Origin of the sequence: Paenibacillus sp. NPDC058174 (genome assembly GCF_042883865.1) — a bacterium.
Classification (GTDB): domain Bacteria; phylum Bacillota; class Bacilli; order Paenibacillales; family Paenibacillaceae; genus Pristimantibacillus.
Genome location: NZ_JBHVUY010000001.1, coordinates 495825 through 516091 on the forward strand (window position 1 = coordinate 495825; position 20267 = coordinate 516091).

Consider the following 20267-nt stretch of genomic DNA (forward strand, 5'->3'; position numbering starts at 1 on the left):
AATGTCATGAGTCAAATTACGAATAATTCGATCCGTGTCAAAAAAATTAATCAGGAATTGATCAAGCAGGCGTTGAAGCTGATGAAGGAAGGCACGAAATCGATGATTGCAAGCGCCACCGGCTTAAGTGTAGCGACTTGCGGCACGATCCTTAATGAATTTCTCGAAACCGGAGAAGTCATCGAGACGGAGATGGAGCAGCCGAACGGAGGCCGGCCGGCCAAACGTTTTATTTACAATGCCAATTTTGCCTATATCGCTTGTATTTACATCAGCTCCGAGGGCGGCCAGCATTCTTTGACCTACACGGTAGCTAATCTGTACGGCGAAGCAGTAGATGCAGGATATATTGAGGTGGAGCTCGCAGATGCGAACGCGGTTGAGCAGCAAGTCGAAGAACTAATCGCCAAGCATGCTGAAATAAAGGCAGTCGGAATCGGCATTCCGGGTCTCGTTCACCAAGGGGTTATTAACGTTTGCGATATCGCCGAGCTTATTGATGTTCCGCTTGAGGCGAGGCTGCGAGAGCTGTTCGAGGTTGAAGTTACTGTCGACAACGATATGAATTTAACCGTATACGGTTTTTTCAAGCAGCAGAACTATGATGAAGACAAGACGATTGCCGTGGTCACGTTCCCTAGAAACAACTTCCCGGGGGCAGGCATGATGATTAACGGTCATATTCATAAAGGAACGACTCAATTTGCGGGAGAGATTTCTTTCTTGCCCTTCGGCATTTCACGAGACGAACAGTGGAGGCAGTTCCACGATGCAGAGGCTTTCGTTCCGTTAGCAGCCAAGACGATTATGTCGATCATAGCCGTTATCAACCCGGAGACCATCGGAATGACGGGAGAACTGGTGAACGAGACGTATATCGAAGGAATTCTCAAGTTATGTAAGGGAGTAATTCCTGATGAGCATATGCCGCAATTGATCGTATTGGAGCATCCGCATGATGACTATATGAATGGATTAATTGCCGTCACTCTTGAAAGCTTGAGCTATAACCTTCAGCTCGTAGAGAAACGGCGTTAAGACGTAAGGAGAACGTAACGTAATGGCACATTCGCTCAACACGAGACAAATACATTTATGGCGTATCGCCATTTATTTCTTTTTTGCGCTTCCGGGATTCTCGACGGCGACATGGATATCTAGAACGCCTACGATTCGGGATGCGCTTGGTGCTTCTACGAATGAGATGGGATGGATTATATTTGGTTTAGCTACAGGCTCTATAATCGGACTGCTAGGCGCCAGCCATTTTATAGCCCGTTTTGGCGGGAGATTCGTTATGGTAAGCGGTTTGGCTATCGGCTCAATTGGTCTTATTACAGTAGGCTTAGGCGGCTCATGGCTGGCACAAGGCGTAATGGTTTTCTTGGGCTTGGCCATATTCGGCTTCGGCAATGGCATATGTGATGTGGCGATGAACGTCGAGGGGACGGAAGTCGAGCATGCAGCCAAAAAATCGCTGCTGACCGGCTTTCATGCTGCTTTTAGCGCGGGTACGTTGATTGGCGCTATTGCGGGAGCCGCTGCGATCAAAGCTGGTATTCCCGTCCATACGCATCTTGCAATCGCAGCAGTTATCGTTGTGCTTTCTATTATTTATTTGTATCGTATGGTTCCAGCCGGCACGGCACAGGACAACAAGACCGGTTCCGGCGAACCGCCTATGACGACTAGAGAGCGCATGGCAGTATGGAAGGAGCCGCGTACGATACTAATCGGTATCGTCGTACTAGGCATGGCGTTTGCGGAAGGCTCGGCAAATGATTGGCTCCCGCTTGTCATTGTTGACGGGTATAACGTTACACCGGCTACTGGTTCATTCGCGTTCGGCTTGTTCGTCGCAGCAATGACGATTGGCCGTGCTCTTGGAGGCAAGCTGCTCGACCGGTTCGGCCGGGTTGCCGTCCTGCGGACGTCCGCGCTGCTTGCTGTAGCAGGACTGCTTATCGTTATTTTCGGCAAAAGCTTCGGATTCGCCGCTGTTGGCGTTCTTCTCTGGGGCTTCGGCTCTGCCTTCGGATTCCCTGTAGGACTGTCAGCGGCAGGAGATAATCCTCGCGGCATTGCCGCCCGAGTAGGGGCAGTGACCACGCTCGCTTATTTTGCATTCTTAGTTGGACCGCCTGTTTTAGGCATTATCGGGGAATCGGTGGGGCTGCTTCGCGCTTTGCTCGTCGTACTTGTAGGGGTGGCGATTGCCGGCTTATTGTCGCATGCGGCCAGACCGCTTGGGGAAGAACAGGGCGGGGAAGCGAGCGAGCGTTGATTTTATAATTCAAGGGGGAATAATTAAAGAGGGGACATTCAATCCCCTTCTTTTTGTAGTTTAGTTTGTAAGTACATATAAATTAATGGATATTTATGATTTTTATACTACATTAACCAAATGGATGTAGAAACAATTCGCTTGCGTCAGGGGATAAAGTGATGCACTGATTCATATCGTCAGGCGCGGAGTAGATTATTGCGAAAATATGTATCATGGTGTTAATCTATATTTGAAACATTTTATATTAAATGGATTGCATAGTGCTCCTAAGTGTTTTCTTTAATTCATATTGAAAAAACGGAGTTATGAAACTATGAAAATGATGTGGTGCTGGCGTTGTAAATGTGAAATGCCAATGTTAGATGAAGAGGAATATCTTCGAATTCATAAATTGTTTGGTGATTGCATGACAGCATCTCAAGAGTTTAGACAAGAACATGGGTTACATCTTCAAATTATATCTGTGGAGGAAAAGTTCATCCCTGTCGTAAAGGAATATGAAAAAATAACTGGGCTATCTGGAGTTCATCACAATGCAATCATGCATCACAGAATTTCTTTATATGGCGAAGCTTGCCGACATTGTGGGAAGCCCTTGAGAACACCGAATGCTAAGTTATGTGCTGGCTGTGGCCAGCTTAAATAATGACGTTGACTAGTTAGCTCTCATACAACATCAGAGAAAAGGGACATGCCGGGTGCTTGTCCCTTTTTGTGCTGAGAATCCGCACAATTTCATATGCTAGCGCGAGCCACCAGTGGGAACGCGGAGCAATTTTGTTGTAATGGAGCTATTTTACAATAAAGAATTATGGTAGAATTTCCTATTAGAATCGTATATTTATAGAAATAATTTGAGGCAAGATTATTTCCAGTCTGAAAACAGGAAATGTGAGTACTTACGATTTCTTATGCTTTCCGGAATTGATGTTATTACTATCCTTACTAAGAGGTGTCAAATGAAACGAGTTTTCATTATTGCGGCTTTAATTGTTCTAAGCATCATGGTTGCGGGATGCGGCAAATCGGAGGTGGGCCCAGAGGATGTATCGACGGCAATTCCTTCACCTGACTCGACTCCTGCCCATACCGAAATAAAAAATACGGATACGCCTAATCCAACAGAAGTTACAGCTTCTTCAAAAACGATAGACGGCCTTGAAGTGCCGGCATTGTATGCAGGCTTTATGGAGCAGCAGGGATGGCTTGCGGAAGATCAATTATGGTTTTTCTCCAATGAAGATTGGAATGGAGACGGCACGAAGGAAGCGGTAGCGGCGTTTGGACGTTCTGAAGGGGACAGCCGGGAGCTCGACAGCATCTATGTGCTACAAGAGGTAAACGGCAAGGTTACGACGGTCGGTGAGCCTTACGGCAGCGGAAGTTATGAAGCCGTACAGGTTCGAGAGATTGCCTTGCAGGACCGTCAAGAGCCTGTGCTTGAGCTGAGTTTGACGAATGAAATTGAGATGAACGGCTTTGCTCTTGTTGAGTTTGACGGGAATGAGCTTGTTATGCTGACGAGCAGCACGGCAGTTACAGGAGCCGGAGAAGACAAGCTGGTTGATGCGGACCAGGACGGCCAATATGACGGTTATACCAGTGAAAGATGGGACTACGATGTTCTGTATTACCCGGTAACGCGAGAATTCAAATGGCAAAATGGCGGCTTTGAGCCGACTAAAACGACGGTGGACGTAGGCGATTATCCGGATGAGCGAATGAAAGTCGTCAAGCAATACGCGGTTCTCCGGACAATTGATGACGGGCTGTCGAATGAAATTGCCGGCCGTCTCAAGGAGATATGCCCTGATTGCACCGATGAGCAGACCAGCTTCGTAAATGCAGACTGGCAGCAAAATATTTCTCAATTGATAACGACCCGAGCAGAGGATTATCTGACAGAAATTAAACTGGACGAGTTGAAAAAAGAATCGGTTATTGCTCTAACATACTCGCTTGATAACGGTACATCATATAAGCTGACCTTTACGCTTGTACTTACGGATCAAGACCGATGGATCATAACGGATATTCAATAAATATTTTCAATGCTCAGCTAGCAAAGAAGGTGTCCCATAAGTCGCAGGCTTTGGGACACCTTTTTCAGTCATTGCCAGCAGGGCACTATCCGATTTATCTAGTCTAGAATGGAGAGAGCTACTCTACATACCCCTTGAAGCATTTCGCGGTCATTTGTTGTTTTGGCCATTGCATAGAGACCATACCGGGTGTTAACGAGAAATTTAGCGAGTTCAGGTACCGTATGCTTGTTAGAGAGAGTACCATTTTGCTGTGCCTGCAGCAGCAATCGTTGAAATATCGATTCCATCTCCAAATTAAAGGCTGCTACCCGGCCGGCGATATTAGAATCGAATGACGCCATATCCAAGGCACTATTGGTTAGAAAGCATCCCTTGAGACCTCGATCATCTTCATTCATTGCCCGGTCAATCATCTTCTCGAAAAACGCCCTCAGCAAATCCTTCGGATCACCGGGACCACTTAGCATTCCTAATACCGTGTCATAGCTATTCCGCTGAAACCGGTCTAAGCACGCCGTAAATAATTGATACTTATCGCCAAACGTATCGTATAGACTGCCCCGATGGACATTTGTATGTGATACCAGATCAGCAATAGAAGTGCGTTCATAGCCTTTAGCCCAAAACAGCTCCATTGCTTTTTCCAGCGCCTCATTCTGATCAAATTCTCTTGGTCTTGCCATTTGCGTCACCTTTTTTCCTTTTATCATACCTGTTTAAGAACGATCAGTAAACAATCTGGAACAATAAAAATCTGGATGTGCAAGAAATAGCAGCTATTACTCATATAAAGCGAATTAAAGCCGTTATTTGAGGAAGCTTGCTTAGAAAAAAAGTATTTGACTGATCGTTCTTAAATGGAGTATAGTCTACCTAGCAAGCGTAAAGCCGTTTCGCATACCAATTTAAGAATGATCATTCTTTAATGGAGTTTATTAATGGGGATTGCTGATCGTTTGAAGGGTAACAATCCGCCATTGAGACATCATTTTGCATGACAATCAAACATATTGAGGAGTGTTGCAAATGGAATATCGGGTATTGGGGCGTACTGGCTTGAAGATTAGCAGCTATACGCTAGGTACAGGCAACTTCGGAGAATGGGGAAATACGAATGTTGAGGAGTGTATTCGTATCGTTGATGCCGCTCTGGAAAAAGGGGTAAACATTATCGATACGGCGGATGTCTACTCAGCTGGCCGTTCTGAAGAGATCGTCGGCAAAGCCTTGAAGGGCCGCCGGGATCAAATTGTACTGGCAACTAAAGTGGGCAATCCGATGGGGAAAGGACTTCATGAAAGAGGCAACTCCCGGCTCTGGATTAAACGCGCGGTAGAGAATAGTCTGCGCAGGCTTGGAACCGATTATATCGATCTGTATCAGATTCACCGCCCTGACCCGGATACGGATCTGGAGGAAACGCTCGATGTACTTACGGATCTGGTGCGGGAAGGGAAAATCCGCTATTTTGGTTCATCCACGTTTCAGGCTTGGCAAATAACAGAGGCACAGTGGATTAGCGACCGCCGCAATCTGCTCCGCTTTTCCAGCGAACAACCGCCATATTCAATTATTAACCGGGGAATTGAGCTGGATGTGCTGGAAGCGGCCCGCAAGTATGAACAGGGGATTCTCGTATGGAGCCCGATGTCCGGAGGACTGCTGTCCGGCAGATATACACAAGGCCAGAAGGCTCCAGAGGGCTCGCGGGCCGAGAAGTTCAAGGGGAATATGCTGGGTAAAGTTGTCGACCCGACACGTGAAGAGAATCAGATCAAATTTGAATTGATCAAACAACTTCAGCTGATTGCCAATGATGCGGGTCTGGCGCTGAACCATATGGCGATGGCTTTTACCCAAGCGCATTCGGCGGTTACCTCTACGATTATTGGTCCGCGCACATTGGAGCAGCTGCATGATTCGCTTCACGCCTCAACGATCAAATTGACGGCCGATACTCTTGATGCGATCGATGCCGTTGTGCCTCCGGGCAAAACGATTGATGATCTGGAGCGCGGCTGGATTCCAAATTGGCTTGCTGCGGATAAAAGACGCCGTATTTAAACGGATATATACAACAAATACATTTTTAATTCAGGAGGCATTCTAATGACAACTAACGTTACAGCACATCATTCCTTATTTAAGCCATTTTCAACGGAGCAAATTAATGTTAAAAATCGGATTGTGATGGCTCCGATGACGAGATTCTTTTCCCCTGGCGGAGTGCCAGGTGCCGATGTGGCAGCCTATTACCGCCGCCGTGCAGCGAATGGTACGGGACTGATTATTACGGAAGGAACGACCATTAACCATCCTGCTGCCTCTAATCATGATAATATCCCGACCTTTCACGGTGAAGCTGCCTTGAACGGATGGGCTCAAGTTGTGAAGGAAGTTCACGAGGCTGGCGGCAAAATTATTCCTCAGCTGTGGCATGTGGGAACCTCCAGAAAGCAGGGGGATCCTGTATTTAATCCGGAAGTGCTGCCAGTAGGTCCATCTGGACTGGATGTATCTGGAAACCTGACAGGCGAAGCTTTGTCAGAAGAGGAAATTGCGAATATCGTACAAGCATATGCACAGGCAGCAGCCGATGCAAAGCGGATCGGATTTGACGGGGTGGAGCTGCATGGCGCGCATGGATATCTGATCGACCAGTTCTTCTGGGAAGCTACCAACAAACGGACGGACCGTTATGGCGGCGATATTGCAGGACGGACTCAGTTTGCAGTTGAGGTTGTTGAGGCGGTCCGCAAGGCTGTCGGACCGGACTTTCCAATCGTGCTCCGCTTTTCGCAATTTAAAATAGATGCATATACGGCCAAGCTTACCCGCACGCCGGAGGAACTGGAGCAGTTTCTGACGCCGCTGGTCAAGGCCGGTGTAGATATATTCGACTGCTCGGCACGCCGGTTCTGGGAACCGGAATTCGAGGGCTCGCCTTTGAGCCTCGCCGGCTGGGTGAAGAAATTAAGCGGCAAGCCGGTTATTACCGTAGGCTCTGTCGGACTTAACGTAGATATGACTGGGCAGCATTCAGAAGACTCTAAGATCGAGACGTTGATCGAAAAGCTGGACAGCCAGGAAATTGACCTTATAGCTGTAGGCCGCTCATTGCTCGCTGATCCGGAATGGGCGGAGAAAATTCGTACTGGCCGGGATGAGGAGATTATTCCTTATACCAGAGAGTCGGCAGCCAAGCTTTATTAATAATTGACAGGAAAGAACCAGACATATGTCTGAATATTATATTAAGCGGCTGTCTCCCTTTAAGTCTGGGAACAGCCGCTTTTCTTGTCCTCATGAGGCCGGCCGCTTGTACAAAGCAGCATACGGTCTCTTTTTTTACGTTCAAGCAGTGGTATTTCACTTTAACGGAATTGGCTTTACAGAGCTTCCTTCACGGTTGACGCTCTGTCCTTTATCAGATCGGCCGTCAATTGGCCGGATAATACGACCATCGGCACACCGCCGCCAGGATGTGTCGAGCCGCCTACAAAGTACAAGTTGTCGAGAAACTCGCTTTGGCTAGGCACCTTAAAACCGCCGTTCAGCTTGCGGTCGGTGACGACACCGTAGATCGAGCCGCCATTAGAGCCGTACAAGCGCTCTAAATCATCGGGAATAAAGCGGTACTCGAACTCGATATGCGCCCGTATGTCCTGCAAGCCCATCCGCTCCAGCTTGTTCAGTACAATCTCACGGTACTGTTCCTGCATGTGCTGGAAGCTTTCGCCCGGACGAAGCGGAGGGACATGCGTCAGCACGAACAAGTTTTCTTTGCCAGCTGGCGCTTGTGTAGGATCTGATTTGCTGGAGACGCCGATGTAAATGGTCGGATCGTCTGAAGCGATGCCCTTCACGAAGATATCGTCAAATTCTTTGTCAGGATTTTCCGAGAAGAAGAAATTATGGTGCAGCAGCTGCTCATATTGCTTGTCCACGCCTAATAGCAGGACAAGCCCTGAGACGCTAGGCGCATACTTGTCCAGTTTCTTCAACGTCGTATCCGCTTTGGGATGCTGGTTCAACAGCTTGCGATGGACAGGGATCGCTTCCATGTTGGAGACGACCAGATCGGCAGGGATAACGGTGCCGTCCTGCAGTGTGACGCCCGTAGCTTTCGCCCCTTTGATATTAATTTGCACAACCTCTGATTGGGTTCGCACCTCCACGTTCAGCTCGTCCAACAGCTTCAGCATGCCCGAAGCGATATGATGCATGCCGCCTTCCACATAATAGATGCCGAGCCCCAGCTGCACATGAACCAATTGAGAGAGGACAGCAGGGGCAGCGTATGGCGAAGAACCGATATACATAATGAAGAAATCAAACAATTGACGCAAATGCTTGTCGGTAAAAAACTTGCTCGTGCTATTGTGCATGGATCGCAGCGGGTCCATCGCCAACAGCTCCTTCAGGCTATGAAGGTTGCGCAGGTCGTTCAAGCCGGAAAGGCTTTTATCGAAGAAGCTCTTCGTACTCAGCTCATACATCTGCTGACAGTAATGCAAATAGTTGAAGAAGCCGGCGGCATCCTTGGGAGAAATACGGTTCAAATGCTCCAGCATCGTCGGTAAGTCCCCTGAAATATCCAGTGATACGCCGTCCTCGAAAAAAGTGCGCCACTGCGGTTCTACGCGAACCAAAGTTAGATAATCCTCAAGCTTGCGGCCGGCATCGGCGAATAACTTCTCCAATACCCACGGCATCGTCAGGATCGAAGGTCCTGTATCGAAGCTGTATCCTTTGCCGGTTCGAATATTTAACTTGCCTCCGGCCCGTTCGTTCTTCTCGAGTACCGTCACATGGTTGCCGTCTGATGCCAGTCGGATTGCTGCGGACAGTCCACCCAGCCCTCCGCCAATTACGACGATTTGTTGGCCCATTTTACTCTTCCTTTCTACAATTAAAAATTTTTTTACAATTGGGGTGCTAGTGGTGTTAACAATTCCGTTCGTTTTGCATATAGATTGCACAACGTTGGGTAAACGTTGTACAATCTATATGCAAGCATATTCGAAACAAAGGCTGGTTCGATTTTTAATGAAGAGACAAGAAAAGCTTTACTTTAAAATTATAACCATTGGGGAATAATTGAAAACGTGAACTAACCATAATTTGGGAAAAAGTAGGAATGCAAATGCATAAAGGCTATGTGTGGTTGATAAGATGATCACAACCTTGTTAGTTATTGCTGTTGGTTGGTTGAGTGGCTGGTTGTTTATGAAACAAACCGGAAAGTTGAATATGGCCGAGTTAGTTGTAAGCAACAACACTTATGAGGTAATAAGCAAACCCAATATGCTTCCTTACGTATCCGTTATTATTCCTGCGCGTAATGAAGCGTCTAATCTTGGTCATTTGCTGAACTCGCTTGCTGCACAAGGTTATGGTCAGTTTGAAGTGATCGTTGTGGACGATGGCTCTGAGGACAGCACAGCGGATATTGCCTTGCAGGCTGGTGCTCGCGTCATAACGCCAGGACAGCTTCCTTCAGGCTGGTTTGGAAAAAGCTGGGCTTGCTGGAGCGGAGCCAACTATGCAAACGGCGATTTATTAGTGTTTATAGATGCAGATGCCGTATTGCATAGCAAGGCTCTAGAGCGCCTGACTGTTGCTTATAAGATTGCTACAGATGAAGGATTGCTCACTGTACAGCCTTATCACCGCATGATTAAGCTTTATGAGAAGCTATCGGCCTTTTGCAATCTGGTTGTTCTCGCTTCGATTCATGCCAATGACGGCCGAGCAGGCGGTTTTGGACCCTGTATCGTGTGCAGCAAGGAAGCTTATTTTCAATCGGGCGGCCATCAAGCAGTGAGCGGCAAAGTGCTCGAAAACCATGCATTGGCACAATTATTCCAAGCTATGGGCAAACCTGTACATAATTATCGAGGCAAAGGGTTGATTTCTTTCCGGATGTATCCGGATGGCATTCGCAGTCTCATTTCAGGCTGGTGCAAAAGCTTCTCCTCAGGTGCAGCAGCGACACCACCGCTTCGCCTGATCGTTATTGCGCTTTGGATTGGCGGCTACGTCTCTGCTATTCTGCTTTGGTGCAAGGTGTCGGTTTATTCCGATGCCATACTCGGGGAAGTCGTATACCTGGCCTATGTAATTCAGCTATATCCCCTTCTTCGAAGGGCGGGCTCGTTTGGACTAACAACGGCGTTTTTCTTTCCGCTTCCGCTGCTGATTTTCCTGTATATTTTTGTCTGGTCATGGGTACAGACATTTCTAGGCGGACAGGTGCAATGGAAAGGGCGTACGCTATCGACGAAGAAGGAGCGCAGCCGACTGTGAGATTGTGGACGCCAACACCCGCATGGACCATTATAATCAACACCAGCGCATGGCTGGTCATTCATCTGGGCGTATCCTACTTCTGTCTGAAGCTGCCAGACCGATGTTTCGCTAGAATGCTTCCTTACTCAGCTTTACAACCTCGTATTTCATTCGAACTGACGATTTATAGCAAAATTTGCATTCAATTGTGGAAGGATAGACTGCCGGAGGGCAGCGGACTTTTCAAAAAAGGATTTTCCAAAAAGAGACTAAGCTCCCGTGATCCAAGCTATTACGATAAATTTGCTCTGGAAGCCCGTAGGGGAGAATGGACGCATTGGTTGTCCATGGTTCCCGCCCCGCTATTTTTCCTATGGAACGAGCAGATATTCGGGTGGTTAATGGTGGGTTATGGAGTGATTGCGAACCTTCCGTTTATAATGGTTCAACGCTATAACCGTTTAAGGTTGGAGCGAATTTTATTTCATTATAAAAGTAGAGAGTGATGCAGCAGTGTATACGATCAGTTATATATCCCAATTGCTTGATATACCGGCGGTGACGATTCGTTCGTGGGAAACTCGTTATCATGCCGTAATTCCTACGCGAACGGAAGCCGGCTACCGCCTTTTCTCCGATGAGAACATTGAAGATTTAAGATGGTTAAAAGCGAAAGTATATGAAGAAGGTATGACCATCAGCCAGGCAGCGCTTCAATTAAAACAAATCCGTGATAATTGCTCGAGGGTAGAAGCTGCTGCAATATCCCCATCAGAGCTCGAAGCTCCTTCTGGAGTGCAGAATAACATTTCGCCTGGCCTTCGTTCAGTTGACAGCTATCCGACGGACATACACAACAGCACAATGGAGAGGCTTTATACAAATCTTCGTTCATACCAGACCGCAGCTTCAAAGGCCGAATTAGATTTGAGTTTTTCAATGTTCGGTTATGAGACGACCATATGCCGGATTTTGGTACCGATGATGATGCAAGTGGGTCATGATTGGGAGACTGGCATATTGACAGTTGCCCAGGAGCATTTTATTACCGAATTTATTTCTCAACGCTGTTACGGCTTTTTCCAATCCTTCCCGATCGATGAGCGGATGCCGATTGCGTTGGCATTTTGCCCTTCAGGAGAGTTGCATCATGTAGGACTGTTATTGTTTTCATTATTTTTAAGATCTAAGGGATTGGATGTTATTTATCTGGGTCCCAATACGCCTGATGACGGAATTGCCCAAATTATTGATGAAAGGGAAATCGATTTAGTTTGTATGTCCATCCAAGACCCGCAGCTATTGCCTGATGCTTTGAAAGTTATCGATTGCCTGGGACAGTCGTTTCCGCACCTGATGTATGCATTTGGGGGGAGAGGATTCTCGGCTGCAGGAGACAACTATACCAAATGGCTTGTGCCCGGGGGAGTCAGCGAAGGCTGGGGGCCATGGTTTGATTCCATGATGAAATCGTATGCAAAGTTAAGCTTGGCAGCCGGAAACTAGAGAAGAGGAGGATGAGAGATGAACGAAGGAAACGTAGCGATCATAGGCGCCGGACCCGGGGGATTGGCGGCAGGGATGCTGCTAAGCAGTCAAGGATACAAAGTAACTATCTATGAGAAGCAGCCTTACCTTGGAGGGCGTACTTCACGATTGCAGATGGGCGATTACAAGTTTGACCGCGGGCCGACTTTTCTAATGATGCCGGCTTTGTTGGAAGAGTTGTTTAGAGCAGCAGGACGATCGATGGATGATTATTTGGAGCTTATTGAGCTCGATCCTTTGTATCGGTTGCAATTCGGAGATGTCCGCTTTACCCCGACAACGCAAACAGAGGAGATGGTAAACCGGATTGAAGAACGGTTTCCCGGGAACGGCAGCGGCTACCTGCGCTTTATGAAAGAAGAAGAAAAGAAGTTCAATGTCGTTTCACCGCTCTTAAAACGCCCATTCGGCAAAGCCGCAGATTTTATGGCGCGTGATCTGTTCGCTGCGCTGCCTCGTCTGCATTTGACAGATAGCGTGTATGGGCGGCTATCGAAATATTTCAACGATGAACGATTGAAGTTTGCCTTTTCCTTTCAAGCCAAGTATTTGGGTATGTCGCCTTGGGAATGCCCGGGGACATTTACGATTTTGTCCTATCTGGAGCATAAATTCGGTTTATTCCATCCAGTTGGGGGCGTGAACCGTATATGTGAGGCTATGGGCAGGGTAATTGAAGAATATGGTGGCTCCATCGCGTTGTCCACTGGTGTTTCGCGGGTGTTAACCCGCGGAGGCAAAGCAGTTGGCGTTCAATTGGAGAGCGGAGACGAGCTTGACGCGGATCATGTCATAATTAACGCAGATTTCGCAGCTGCGATGAACCGGCTATTTGCCCCCGGCGAATTGAAGAAGTACACACCGGATAGGCTGGCCAAAAAGAAATATTCCTGCTCCACCTACATGCTGTACTTAGGTATTAATAAAGAAGTAAAGATGCCGCATCATACGGTGATGTTTTCAGGGGACTATAGTCAAAATGTAAAAGAGATTATGACAGATAAAGTGTTGTCCAAGGATGCTTCTATCTATATTCATAATCCAAGCGCAGTCGACCCCACTCTTGCTCCGAAAGGGAGCAGTGCGCTGTATGCACTGATGCCCGTTCCCAACTTGACCGGATCTGTCGATTGGCAGGAGCAAGAGAAGCTGGTTCGCGATACGATGCTGCGCCGTATGGAACAAGAGCCGGAAATGCGCGGAATCAGCTCTCATATCGAAACCGAGATGTCGATCACGCCGCTCGACTGGCAAAATCAATACGATATCTATCAAGGGGCAACATTTAATCTTGCCCATACGCTGGATCAAATGATGATTCTTCGGCCGCATAACCGCTTCGAGGAATTTGACAATTGCTGGCTCGTTGGGGGAGGCACGCATCCCGGCAGCGGATTGCCGACGATCATTGAGTCGGCGCGAATCAGCGTCCGCCTCTTAATGGAGCAGGACTATCGTAACAAGATTCGCGTAGCGGGCTCCGTAGTTGATCGGAAGCGCTCAAGAGCTGCAGTCGGTTTTCATAAGCAAAAGGGAAGGGGCGCTGCCTTATGGAGGAAATAGCGTTCGTCGGCGGCGGCGTGGGTGCCCTGACGACAGCACTGCAGCTGAGCCATCGTGGCGGCAAGGTCACGATTTACGAGAAAAGCGATAAGCTAGGCGGGCGGTTGGCCTTTGAAACGAACGGCCGTTATCAGATCGATCAAGGACCTACAATCGTGCTTCTGCCGGAAATGATCTTGGACATTATGGAGGAAGCGGGCATCGAGAGGTCGCGTATACCGCTGGTGGAATGCCATCCTTTGTATCGTATCCATTATGCAGATGGCACCGTTCTACATAAGTGGCGGGATACAGAGAAGCAGGTTGAAGAGATCGAGAGGCTGTTTCCCGGGGAAGGGGAAGGATACCGCCGTTATCTTCGCAATATGGAGGGAAACTTCAAGCAAGGAAAAAAAGCTTTTCTCGACCGTCCCTTTTTACGTAGAAAAGAGTTTTATACTTTCCGCAACCTAAGCCTGCTCGCTAAATTGAAGGCATATACAAGCGTCCGCCAGCTTGCGCGCCAATATTTCCGAAATGAACGTCTGGTCGATGCTTTCTCGCTGCAGACGCTGTACATCGGAGGAGCACCCTTCGAATCTCCGGCTCTTTATTCTTTGCTGCCCTATGCCGAGCATGCATTTGGCGTGTGGTATGTAAAGGGAGGCTATGCTTCGCTTGTGTCTATTATGGAGGAGGAGCTGAAGTTGCGGGGCGTTGCGATTCATCGGAATACTCGGGTTCATGAACTCGTCCTTGAAGGGAAGAGCTGCCGCGGCGTAATAACAGACAATGGAATTACCTATCATGATGCGGTCGTGTATAATGGCGACTTTCCAGGCTTGGCTCCCTTGCTGCCGGAGGACAAACGGCCGACTTCCAAGCGATTCAAGCCATCCTCCGGCTGCCTGCTCGTTTATCTCGGCTTGAAGCAGAGATGGCCTGACACGGCCGCTCACCAGTTTTTTCTGCCGGAATCGTTGCAGAAAGGGCTGCAACAAATTTTTCTCGAGGATCGCATTCCTTCCGATCCCTCGTTCTATCTATTTAATCCCGTTGCCATCGATGAAACAGCGGCGCCGGAGGGGGAAAGTGTCATGTATATTCTCATTCCTGTCCCGCCAGTCGGGAGGATAAACTGGCAGGAAGAGCAGCAGGATTTAGTGAACCATGTGCTGGCGGAAGCCGAGCGCCGAGGTTTTCCAGGTTTGCGGGATTCCATTGCGTGGATGCGCATTCGTACTCCGCAGGATGCGCAAGCGGACGGCCTTTATCTTGGCGGAAGCTTTGGTATTGCACCCACATTGGGACAATCGGCCGTATTCCGTCCCCAGATCGTTCCTTATGCTATTAATCGTTTGTATGCCGTAGGCGCATCGGTTCACCCCGGCGCCGGCATCCCGATCGTCATGCAAGGAGCCAAGCTATTGGCTGACCATCTAATCAAGGAGGAATCGCTGTGGACCTCTCAACCTGTCTAGCAAGCTGTGAAGCGATGATTCGCAAAGGATCATCCAGCTTTCATAGTGCATTCTCTTTACTGCCGAGCCCGCGTAAAGAAGCTGTATTCGTGATCTATGCCTTTTGCCGGATGATTGACGATTCCGTCGATGAGCCTGAGCGCAGCCACTATACAATCGATGAGCTGGAACGGCATTTGATCGGGCTGGATGAAGCCGCTGGACACTTTATCTGGCCTTCCTTGCGGTGGCTGTTTGACCATTTTCCGCTCAGCAAAGATCCGTTCTTTAAGCAAATGGAAGGGCAGCGCCGCGATTTGGTCGTTACCCACTACACGAGCATGGAGCAGTTGGAGGAATATTGTTATTTGGTTGCCGGTACGGTTGGCGAAATGCTGCTGCCTGTGCTGCACGACCATCCGTCTGCGCCATCTGTCATTGAATCGGGCATTTATTTGGGCAAAGCGATGCAAATTGTCAATATTGTCCGCGACATCGGCGAGGATAAAGCCCGCGGCCGGCGATATTTGCCCGAACAGCTGATGTTACGCCATGGCTACAACGAATCTGCATTTATGGAAGGGAAGGTGGATGCCGCTTTTCAAGGCATGATTCAGGAATTGGATGAGCTGGCGAATCGCTGGTTCAATTATGGGCTAAGAGATTTGAATTCGTATGCTAAAGAGAGCGCATTCTCGGTTGAGCTCGCCGCGCGCTTTTACATGGAAATTTTGAATGTGGTTAAGAAGGAGCGCTATCAGGTATATGCGCAGCGCACCTTCGTCGGACCTATTGCGAAAATGCGTATTTATGCGGAAGTAAAGCGTAAGCATTCTTGGTTAAACAATCCAGGTGCAATCGCAGCGGTCTCCCAATGATCCGGGTTCTCTTTTTATTCTGGTATGGAGTGGGGCTGATCCTGATGCTGACGATCGGGGTGCCGAAGGCGTTGTCCTTCTCTAACGGAATGTTTCTCGTCCTATTCGCTGTCTATGCGGCTAGTATTGAAGGGAAGCTTGGTGAGCGGGCAACTGTAAGATGGAGGCGCATAGCGCTCGTCGGCTTGCTGACATTCGGCATAGAGTGGGCAGGCGTTCAGACGGGATGGCCGTTTGGCGAGTATGCGTATACATCGGTATTGGGTTTTAAAGTGGGAGGCGTACCCTTCACGATTGCTTGTGCTTGGGTCGGCGTGCTGCTGACCGCGATATTGCTTGCGCGTGGACGTTCGAAATGGGGCAGGGCGCTTCAGGCCGGAATGTGGACTGTTTTCTTTGATTTGGTGCTAGACCCGGTGGCGTATGCGCGCCAATTTTGGATTTGGCAAGGGGAAGGCGGTTACTATGGCGTACCTGCAAGCAATTTTATCAGCTGGTTTCTCATCTCCGCTAGCTTATCTTTGTTCTTCCCGGTTCGGGATGTCCCTGTGCCTGTCTATCGGGAGGCGGTGCGATTGACACAGCTCATGCTGTTGATGTTCGGGCTGCTGGGACTGAAAGAAGGCTTGTATGTGCCCATGCAGGTAGCATTGGCGGGGGCGCTTGTGGCAGAAGGAGTGCTCCGATATGATTCCAGCTCGAAAAAGCAAATGGTTTGAAAAACTGCTCAGCCGGTATAACGAGCATTACTTGCTGCGGCGACACTTTCATCGGCTTGCGATACGGGGAACTATTGAAGCGCCCGATCTAGAACGGTCGGTAATTTTTATAATGAACCATAGCTCGTGGTGGGATGGACTGCTCGTTTATCAAGCTGTGCGGATGGCCGGGCAGCAGGGGCATTTTTTCATGATGGATGAGAAGCAGCTCTCACGATACCGGTTTTTCAGCAGAGCTGGCGCATTCTCAATAGACAAGGAGAGCTTGCAAGGCATATTGCAATCATTACGATATGCTATTGAATTGCTGAAGAGCGGAAATAGCGTGTGGGTGTATCCCCAAGGGGATATTTATCATCTGGAGACGCGGCCAATTGTTTTTCAGAGCGGGATCGGCTACATACTAGAACGCTGCCCGAATGCCGTTGTGCAGCCGGTAACCGCTTATTATACGATGGGCTCGAACCAGAAGCCGGACGTTACACTCTGGTTCGGGGAGCCGGTGCAGCGCGATTGGCAGGCGATTGGACGCAAAGAAATTGCGAGTGAGCTGCAGGGACTGCTGGAGCAGCAGCTCGATAACCATCGCTTGCAAGCCATCGATGCGATTGACCGTCCGCTGGAGAGCTTTAGAACACTTATTAACGGTACTCGTTCGACGAGCGAAGCGTTTGACACCTTTAAGAGGAGGGCGGCACGATGGTTCAATTTCTCTGGGCAATAGTTGTCGCGCTTGCATTTCAGTTCATGTTCGTGCTGTGGAACCTGTCCCAGCTTCCCGGTTTGGGCGGAGATAGAAGCGGAAGCGGCCGGCGCTGGCTGAACGGCGAGGACTCTGGCAATGCGGAGAATCAACCGGGCAGCACTCCACGATTGTCCATACTCATTCCGGCTCGCGATGAAGCCGGCAATATTGGGCCTTGCCTGCGGTCGGCGCTGGCAGAGTCGTCTCCCTATATCGAAATTCTCGTATGTGACGATCATTCGACGGATGGTACCACGGAAGCTGCACAGGCTGCGGCAGCTGGTGATCCCCGCTTTCGAATCATAGGCAGTGAATCGGTTCCAAATGGGTGGATGGGAAAGTCTCATGCCTGTCATCAGCTTGCCAAGGAAGCAAGGGGTGAGTGGTGGCTGTTTCTCGATGCAGATACCAGACTTGGACCAGGCGCGCTGGAAGCTGCGATGGATACGGCTTTAGCCCAGAAGCGAGGCTTAATTACCGGCTTTCCGCATCAAGAAACGGGAACTTGGCTGGAGCGTCTAATCGTACCGCTAATGACGTTCACCATTGCATGCCATCTGCCGATCCGGCTGGTTCGCCGTTCGGCTAATCCGATGTTTGTCGCCGCTCATGGGGCGTTTATGCTCATCCATGCCGATAGTTATCTGGCAACCGGCGGCCATGAGTCGTTCAAATCGCATATGGTCGATGACATGCAGCTGGCCCGGGCGGTGAAACAATCGGGATTGCCGGTTACGCTTGCTAATATTCATCCGTATGTATCGATGAGAATGTATCAGGATGCACCCGGAGTATGGAACGGTTATAAAAAGAATATTTTTGCAGGCATGGGCAGAAACAGCCTGCTGCTTGCGGCGGTTTTGGTGTTTTATAGCTTGATGTATATTTTGCCCCCGATGATGCTGCTTCTCGTCTTGCTCTTGATTGGCTTTGTCCCGGCTTCCGTATCCGGACTGCTGCTTCCGTCGCTGGCAGGCACACTGATTGGTACGGCTATCAAGCTTGCGGTTGACCGCAGCAGCGGACAGCCGCTTGGGATGGCTATGCTGCTGCCCGCGGGCATCATGGCGCTGATTGCGATCGCGACAGCTTCTTGGCATGCCTCGTTCAGCGGAAAGGGCTATTGGTGGAAAGGACGGCGATACTCCTAAATGGGATCCAGGACGAAAAAGCAAATTATTGTCATCGGTGCCGGCTTTGGAGGCTTATCGGCTGCCATCCGGTTAGCAGCTGCAGGCTATTCGGTTACGGTAATCGAGCAGCAGGATAGCGTTGGCGGCAAGCTGCAGCGGATCAAGCTTGGGGATTATAGCTTTGATCGCGGACCGAGTACGATTACGATGCGGAATGCGTTTGAGCGGGTATTCAACGCTGCAGGTAAACAGATGGAAGATTATGTTACCTTCTATCGGTTGGACGAAGGGACTCGTAATATTTTCGCTGACGGAAATACGGTAGATCTTACGAGCAATAGGGAAGAGGTAGAGAGTCAGATTGCGGCATACAGCCCGTCCGATGCGCGGCAATACCGCTTATTTATGAAAGAGTCGGCACTTTTATACGAATGTGCGGAAAAACATTTTATGAATCGGCTGCTGCTAGGCTGGAATGTAAAAGCAGACCCTAGACTGCTGAAGGCGCTGCTGCGTGTCCGGCCTTTCACCACATTGAACAGCTTGCTCCTGCGTTATTTCAAGCATCCCAACACGCTTGCGCTATTTGGGCGCTATGCTACCTATGTAGGCTCGGAGCCGATGCGGGCCCCCGCTATCTTTGGCATGCTGCCGCATCTGGAATCGTCGCTCGGCATATATGGCGTGCGTGGAGGGACTTACGCCATTGTCGAGGCGTTCCAGCGTCTCGCCATTGAACTTGGCGTCGATATCCGTACTTCGGTTAAGGTGCAGCGCATTGTTACACTTGGAGGCCGCGTCTCGGGTGTGGAGACCGATCAAGGAGATTATGCCGCGGAGCTTGTGCTGGCGAATGGCGACGTGCTTGCTGTGAATCAGGAGCTATTGGGGGAGCAGGCGCGTCCTGATATGAGCGATGCCAAAATTCATTCCTATGAGCCTTCGTTGTCAGGCTTTGTCCTATTGGCCGGTGTTCGTCAACAGTATGAGCAATTGCGACATCATACCGTCTTTTTTCCAGAACGCTATGGCAGCGAGTTCGACGATATTTTCCGCAACCATAGAGCGCCGCTCGATCCTGCCATCTATATTTGCAACTCTAGCCGTTCTGAAGCAGGCATGTCGCCCGCAGGTGCAAGCAATCTGTTCATTTTGGCAAATGCGCCTTATCTCTCGGATAACTGGAAGTGGGGGGAGCAGCAGGCTGCCTACAGTGAATTTTTAATGGAAAAGCTGGAGCAGCGAGGGATCAAGGGACTGAAATCCAAATTAGAGTTTCAAGCACTATACACGCCTGAGCAGCTTCACAAGGACACCTCCGCTTACCGGGGCGCCATCTATGGTATTTCCTCTAATTCGGCTGGCCAAACTTTTTTCCGCCCTTCCAATCGTTCCAGAATTAAAGGCCTGTGGTTCGTAGGCGGTACGACGCATCCCGGAGGCGGTACGCCAATGGTTACATTGTCAGGCCAAATTGTCGCTGAAGCAATCATTGACGCTTAAGGAAGTTAAATATTGAAATAATCTGTAAAAAGAGGGTGCAAGAGCGATAACGTTGTTTGGCAAGCGACTTTTAGTCAAGTACTAATTATTTTTGCAGCAGCCCCTTTAAGGGAATG

18 protein-coding genes are annotated in these 20267 nt (G+C 49.2%); 16 read left to right on the forward strand and 2 right to left on the reverse strand.

Annotation, left to right across the window (positions count from 1 at the left end):
* Positions 1–6: 6 nt before the first annotated feature.
* The 4 genes from ACFVVF_RS02265 to ACFVVF_RS02280 all read left to right on the forward strand — a co-directional run bounded on the left by ACFVVF_RS02265 (position 7) and on the right by ACFVVF_RS02280 (position 4329).
* On the forward strand, positions 7–1038 hold the full coding sequence (locus ACFVVF_RS02265; protein WP_387804995.1) for an ROK family protein: 1032 nt from the start codon (positions 7–9) through the stop codon (positions 1036–1038).
* A gap of 22 nt (positions 1039–1060) precedes the next feature.
* On the forward strand, positions 1061–2284 hold the full coding sequence (locus tag ACFVVF_RS02270) for an MFS transporter (RefSeq protein WP_387804997.1): 1224 nt from the start codon (positions 1061–1063) through the stop codon (positions 2282–2284).
* Between the two features lie 316 nt (positions 2285–2600).
* Complete coding sequence (locus ACFVVF_RS02275; RefSeq protein ID WP_387804999.1) at positions 2601–2933, forward strand: hypothetical protein; 333 nt, start codon at positions 2601–2603, stop codon at positions 2931–2933.
* A gap of 313 nt (positions 2934–3246) precedes the next feature.
* A complete protein-coding gene (locus ACFVVF_RS02280; protein ID WP_387805000.1) occupies positions 3247–4329 on the forward strand; it encodes a hypothetical protein in 1083 nt (360 codons plus the stop codon).
* A gap of 98 nt (positions 4330–4427) precedes the next feature.
* On the opposite strand, the gene ACFVVF_RS02285 is transcribed toward ACFVVF_RS02280, so the two are convergent.
* Positions 4428–5015 carry a TetR/AcrR family transcriptional regulator gene (locus ACFVVF_RS02285; protein WP_387805002.1) on the reverse strand — a complete coding sequence of 196 codons (588 nt, stop codon included), beginning with the start codon at positions 5013–5015 and terminating at the stop codon, positions 4428–4430.
* Between the two features lie 343 nt (positions 5016–5358).
* On the opposite strand from ACFVVF_RS02285, the gene ACFVVF_RS02290 reads away from it, so the two are divergent.
* Both ACFVVF_RS02290 and ACFVVF_RS02295 read left to right on the forward strand, forming a co-directional pair.
* Positions 5359–6396 (forward strand): aldo/keto reductase, encoded by a 1038-nt coding sequence (locus ACFVVF_RS02290; protein ID WP_387805004.1) that lies wholly within the window; start codon positions 5359–5361, stop codon positions 6394–6396.
* A gap of 45 nt (positions 6397–6441) precedes the next feature.
* Positions 6442–7545, forward strand: a complete 1104-nt coding sequence (locus ACFVVF_RS02295; protein WP_387805006.1) for an NADH:flavin oxidoreductase — start codon at positions 6442–6444, stop codon at positions 7543–7545.
* A 176-nt stretch (positions 7546–7721) separates the two neighbouring features.
* On the opposite strand, the gene ACFVVF_RS02300 is transcribed toward ACFVVF_RS02295, so the two are convergent.
* Positions 7722–9224: a phytoene desaturase family protein gene (locus ACFVVF_RS02300; protein ID WP_387805008.1), complete on the reverse strand. Its 1503-nt coding sequence runs from the start codon at positions 9222–9224 to the stop codon at positions 7722–7724.
* 337 nt (positions 9225–9561) lie between these two features.
* Between ACFVVF_RS02300 and ACFVVF_RS02305 the strand changes: the two genes are divergently transcribed.
* The 10 genes from ACFVVF_RS02305 to ACFVVF_RS02350 all read left to right on the forward strand — a co-directional run bounded on the left by ACFVVF_RS02305 (position 9562) and on the right by ACFVVF_RS02350 (position 20151).
* Positions 9562–10641: a glycosyltransferase family 2 protein gene (locus tag ACFVVF_RS02305; RefSeq protein ID WP_387805009.1), complete on the forward strand. Its 1080-nt coding sequence runs from the start codon at positions 9562–9564 to the stop codon at positions 10639–10641.
* Positions 10642–10757: 116 nt separating this feature from the next.
* Entirely contained in the window at positions 10758–11129 is a 372-nt protein-coding gene (locus ACFVVF_RS02310) for a glycosyl-4,4'-diaponeurosporenoate acyltransferase CrtO family protein (RefSeq protein ID WP_387808753.1), read from the forward strand.
* 34 nt (positions 11130–11163) lie between these two features.
* The gene (locus ACFVVF_RS02315) at positions 11164–12129 is read left to right on the forward strand and encodes a MerR family transcriptional regulator (protein ID WP_483875022.1); all 966 of its coding nucleotides are present in this window, start codon (positions 11164–11166) and stop codon (positions 12127–12129) included.
* Between the two features lie 18 nt (positions 12130–12147).
* The gene (locus tag ACFVVF_RS02320) at positions 12148–13734 is read left to right on the forward strand and encodes a phytoene desaturase family protein (protein WP_387805013.1); all 1587 of its coding nucleotides are present in this window, start codon (positions 12148–12150) and stop codon (positions 13732–13734) included.
* Entirely contained in the window at positions 13722–15194 is a 1473-nt protein-coding gene (locus tag ACFVVF_RS02325; RefSeq protein WP_387805015.1) for a phytoene desaturase family protein, read from the forward strand. Before ACFVVF_RS02320 ends, ACFVVF_RS02325 begins: the two co-directional genes overlap by 13 nt.
* The gene (locus ACFVVF_RS02330; RefSeq protein WP_387805017.1) at positions 15173–16051 is read left to right on the forward strand and encodes a phytoene/squalene synthase family protein; all 879 of its coding nucleotides are present in this window, start codon (positions 15173–15175) and stop codon (positions 16049–16051) included. The genes ACFVVF_RS02325 and ACFVVF_RS02330 overlap by 22 nt, the downstream gene beginning before the upstream one ends.
* Positions 16048–16770, forward strand: coding sequence for a carotenoid biosynthesis protein (locus ACFVVF_RS02335; RefSeq protein WP_387805019.1), 723 nt, complete (start codon positions 16048–16050; stop codon positions 16768–16770). The genes ACFVVF_RS02330 and ACFVVF_RS02335 overlap by 4 nt, the downstream gene beginning before the upstream one ends.
* Complete coding sequence (locus ACFVVF_RS02340; RefSeq protein ID WP_387805021.1) at positions 16739–17494, forward strand: lysophospholipid acyltransferase family protein; 756 nt, start codon at positions 16739–16741, stop codon at positions 17492–17494. The genes ACFVVF_RS02335 and ACFVVF_RS02340 overlap by 32 nt, the downstream gene beginning before the upstream one ends.
* Positions 17470–18666, forward strand: coding sequence for a glycosyltransferase (locus ACFVVF_RS02345; RefSeq protein ID WP_387805022.1), 1197 nt, complete (start codon positions 17470–17472; stop codon positions 18664–18666). Before ACFVVF_RS02340 ends, ACFVVF_RS02345 begins: the two co-directional genes overlap by 25 nt.
* Positions 18667–20151, forward strand: coding sequence for a phytoene desaturase family protein (locus ACFVVF_RS02350; protein ID WP_387805024.1), 1485 nt, complete (start codon positions 18667–18669; stop codon positions 20149–20151).
* Positions 20152–20267: the final 116 nt, after the last annotated feature.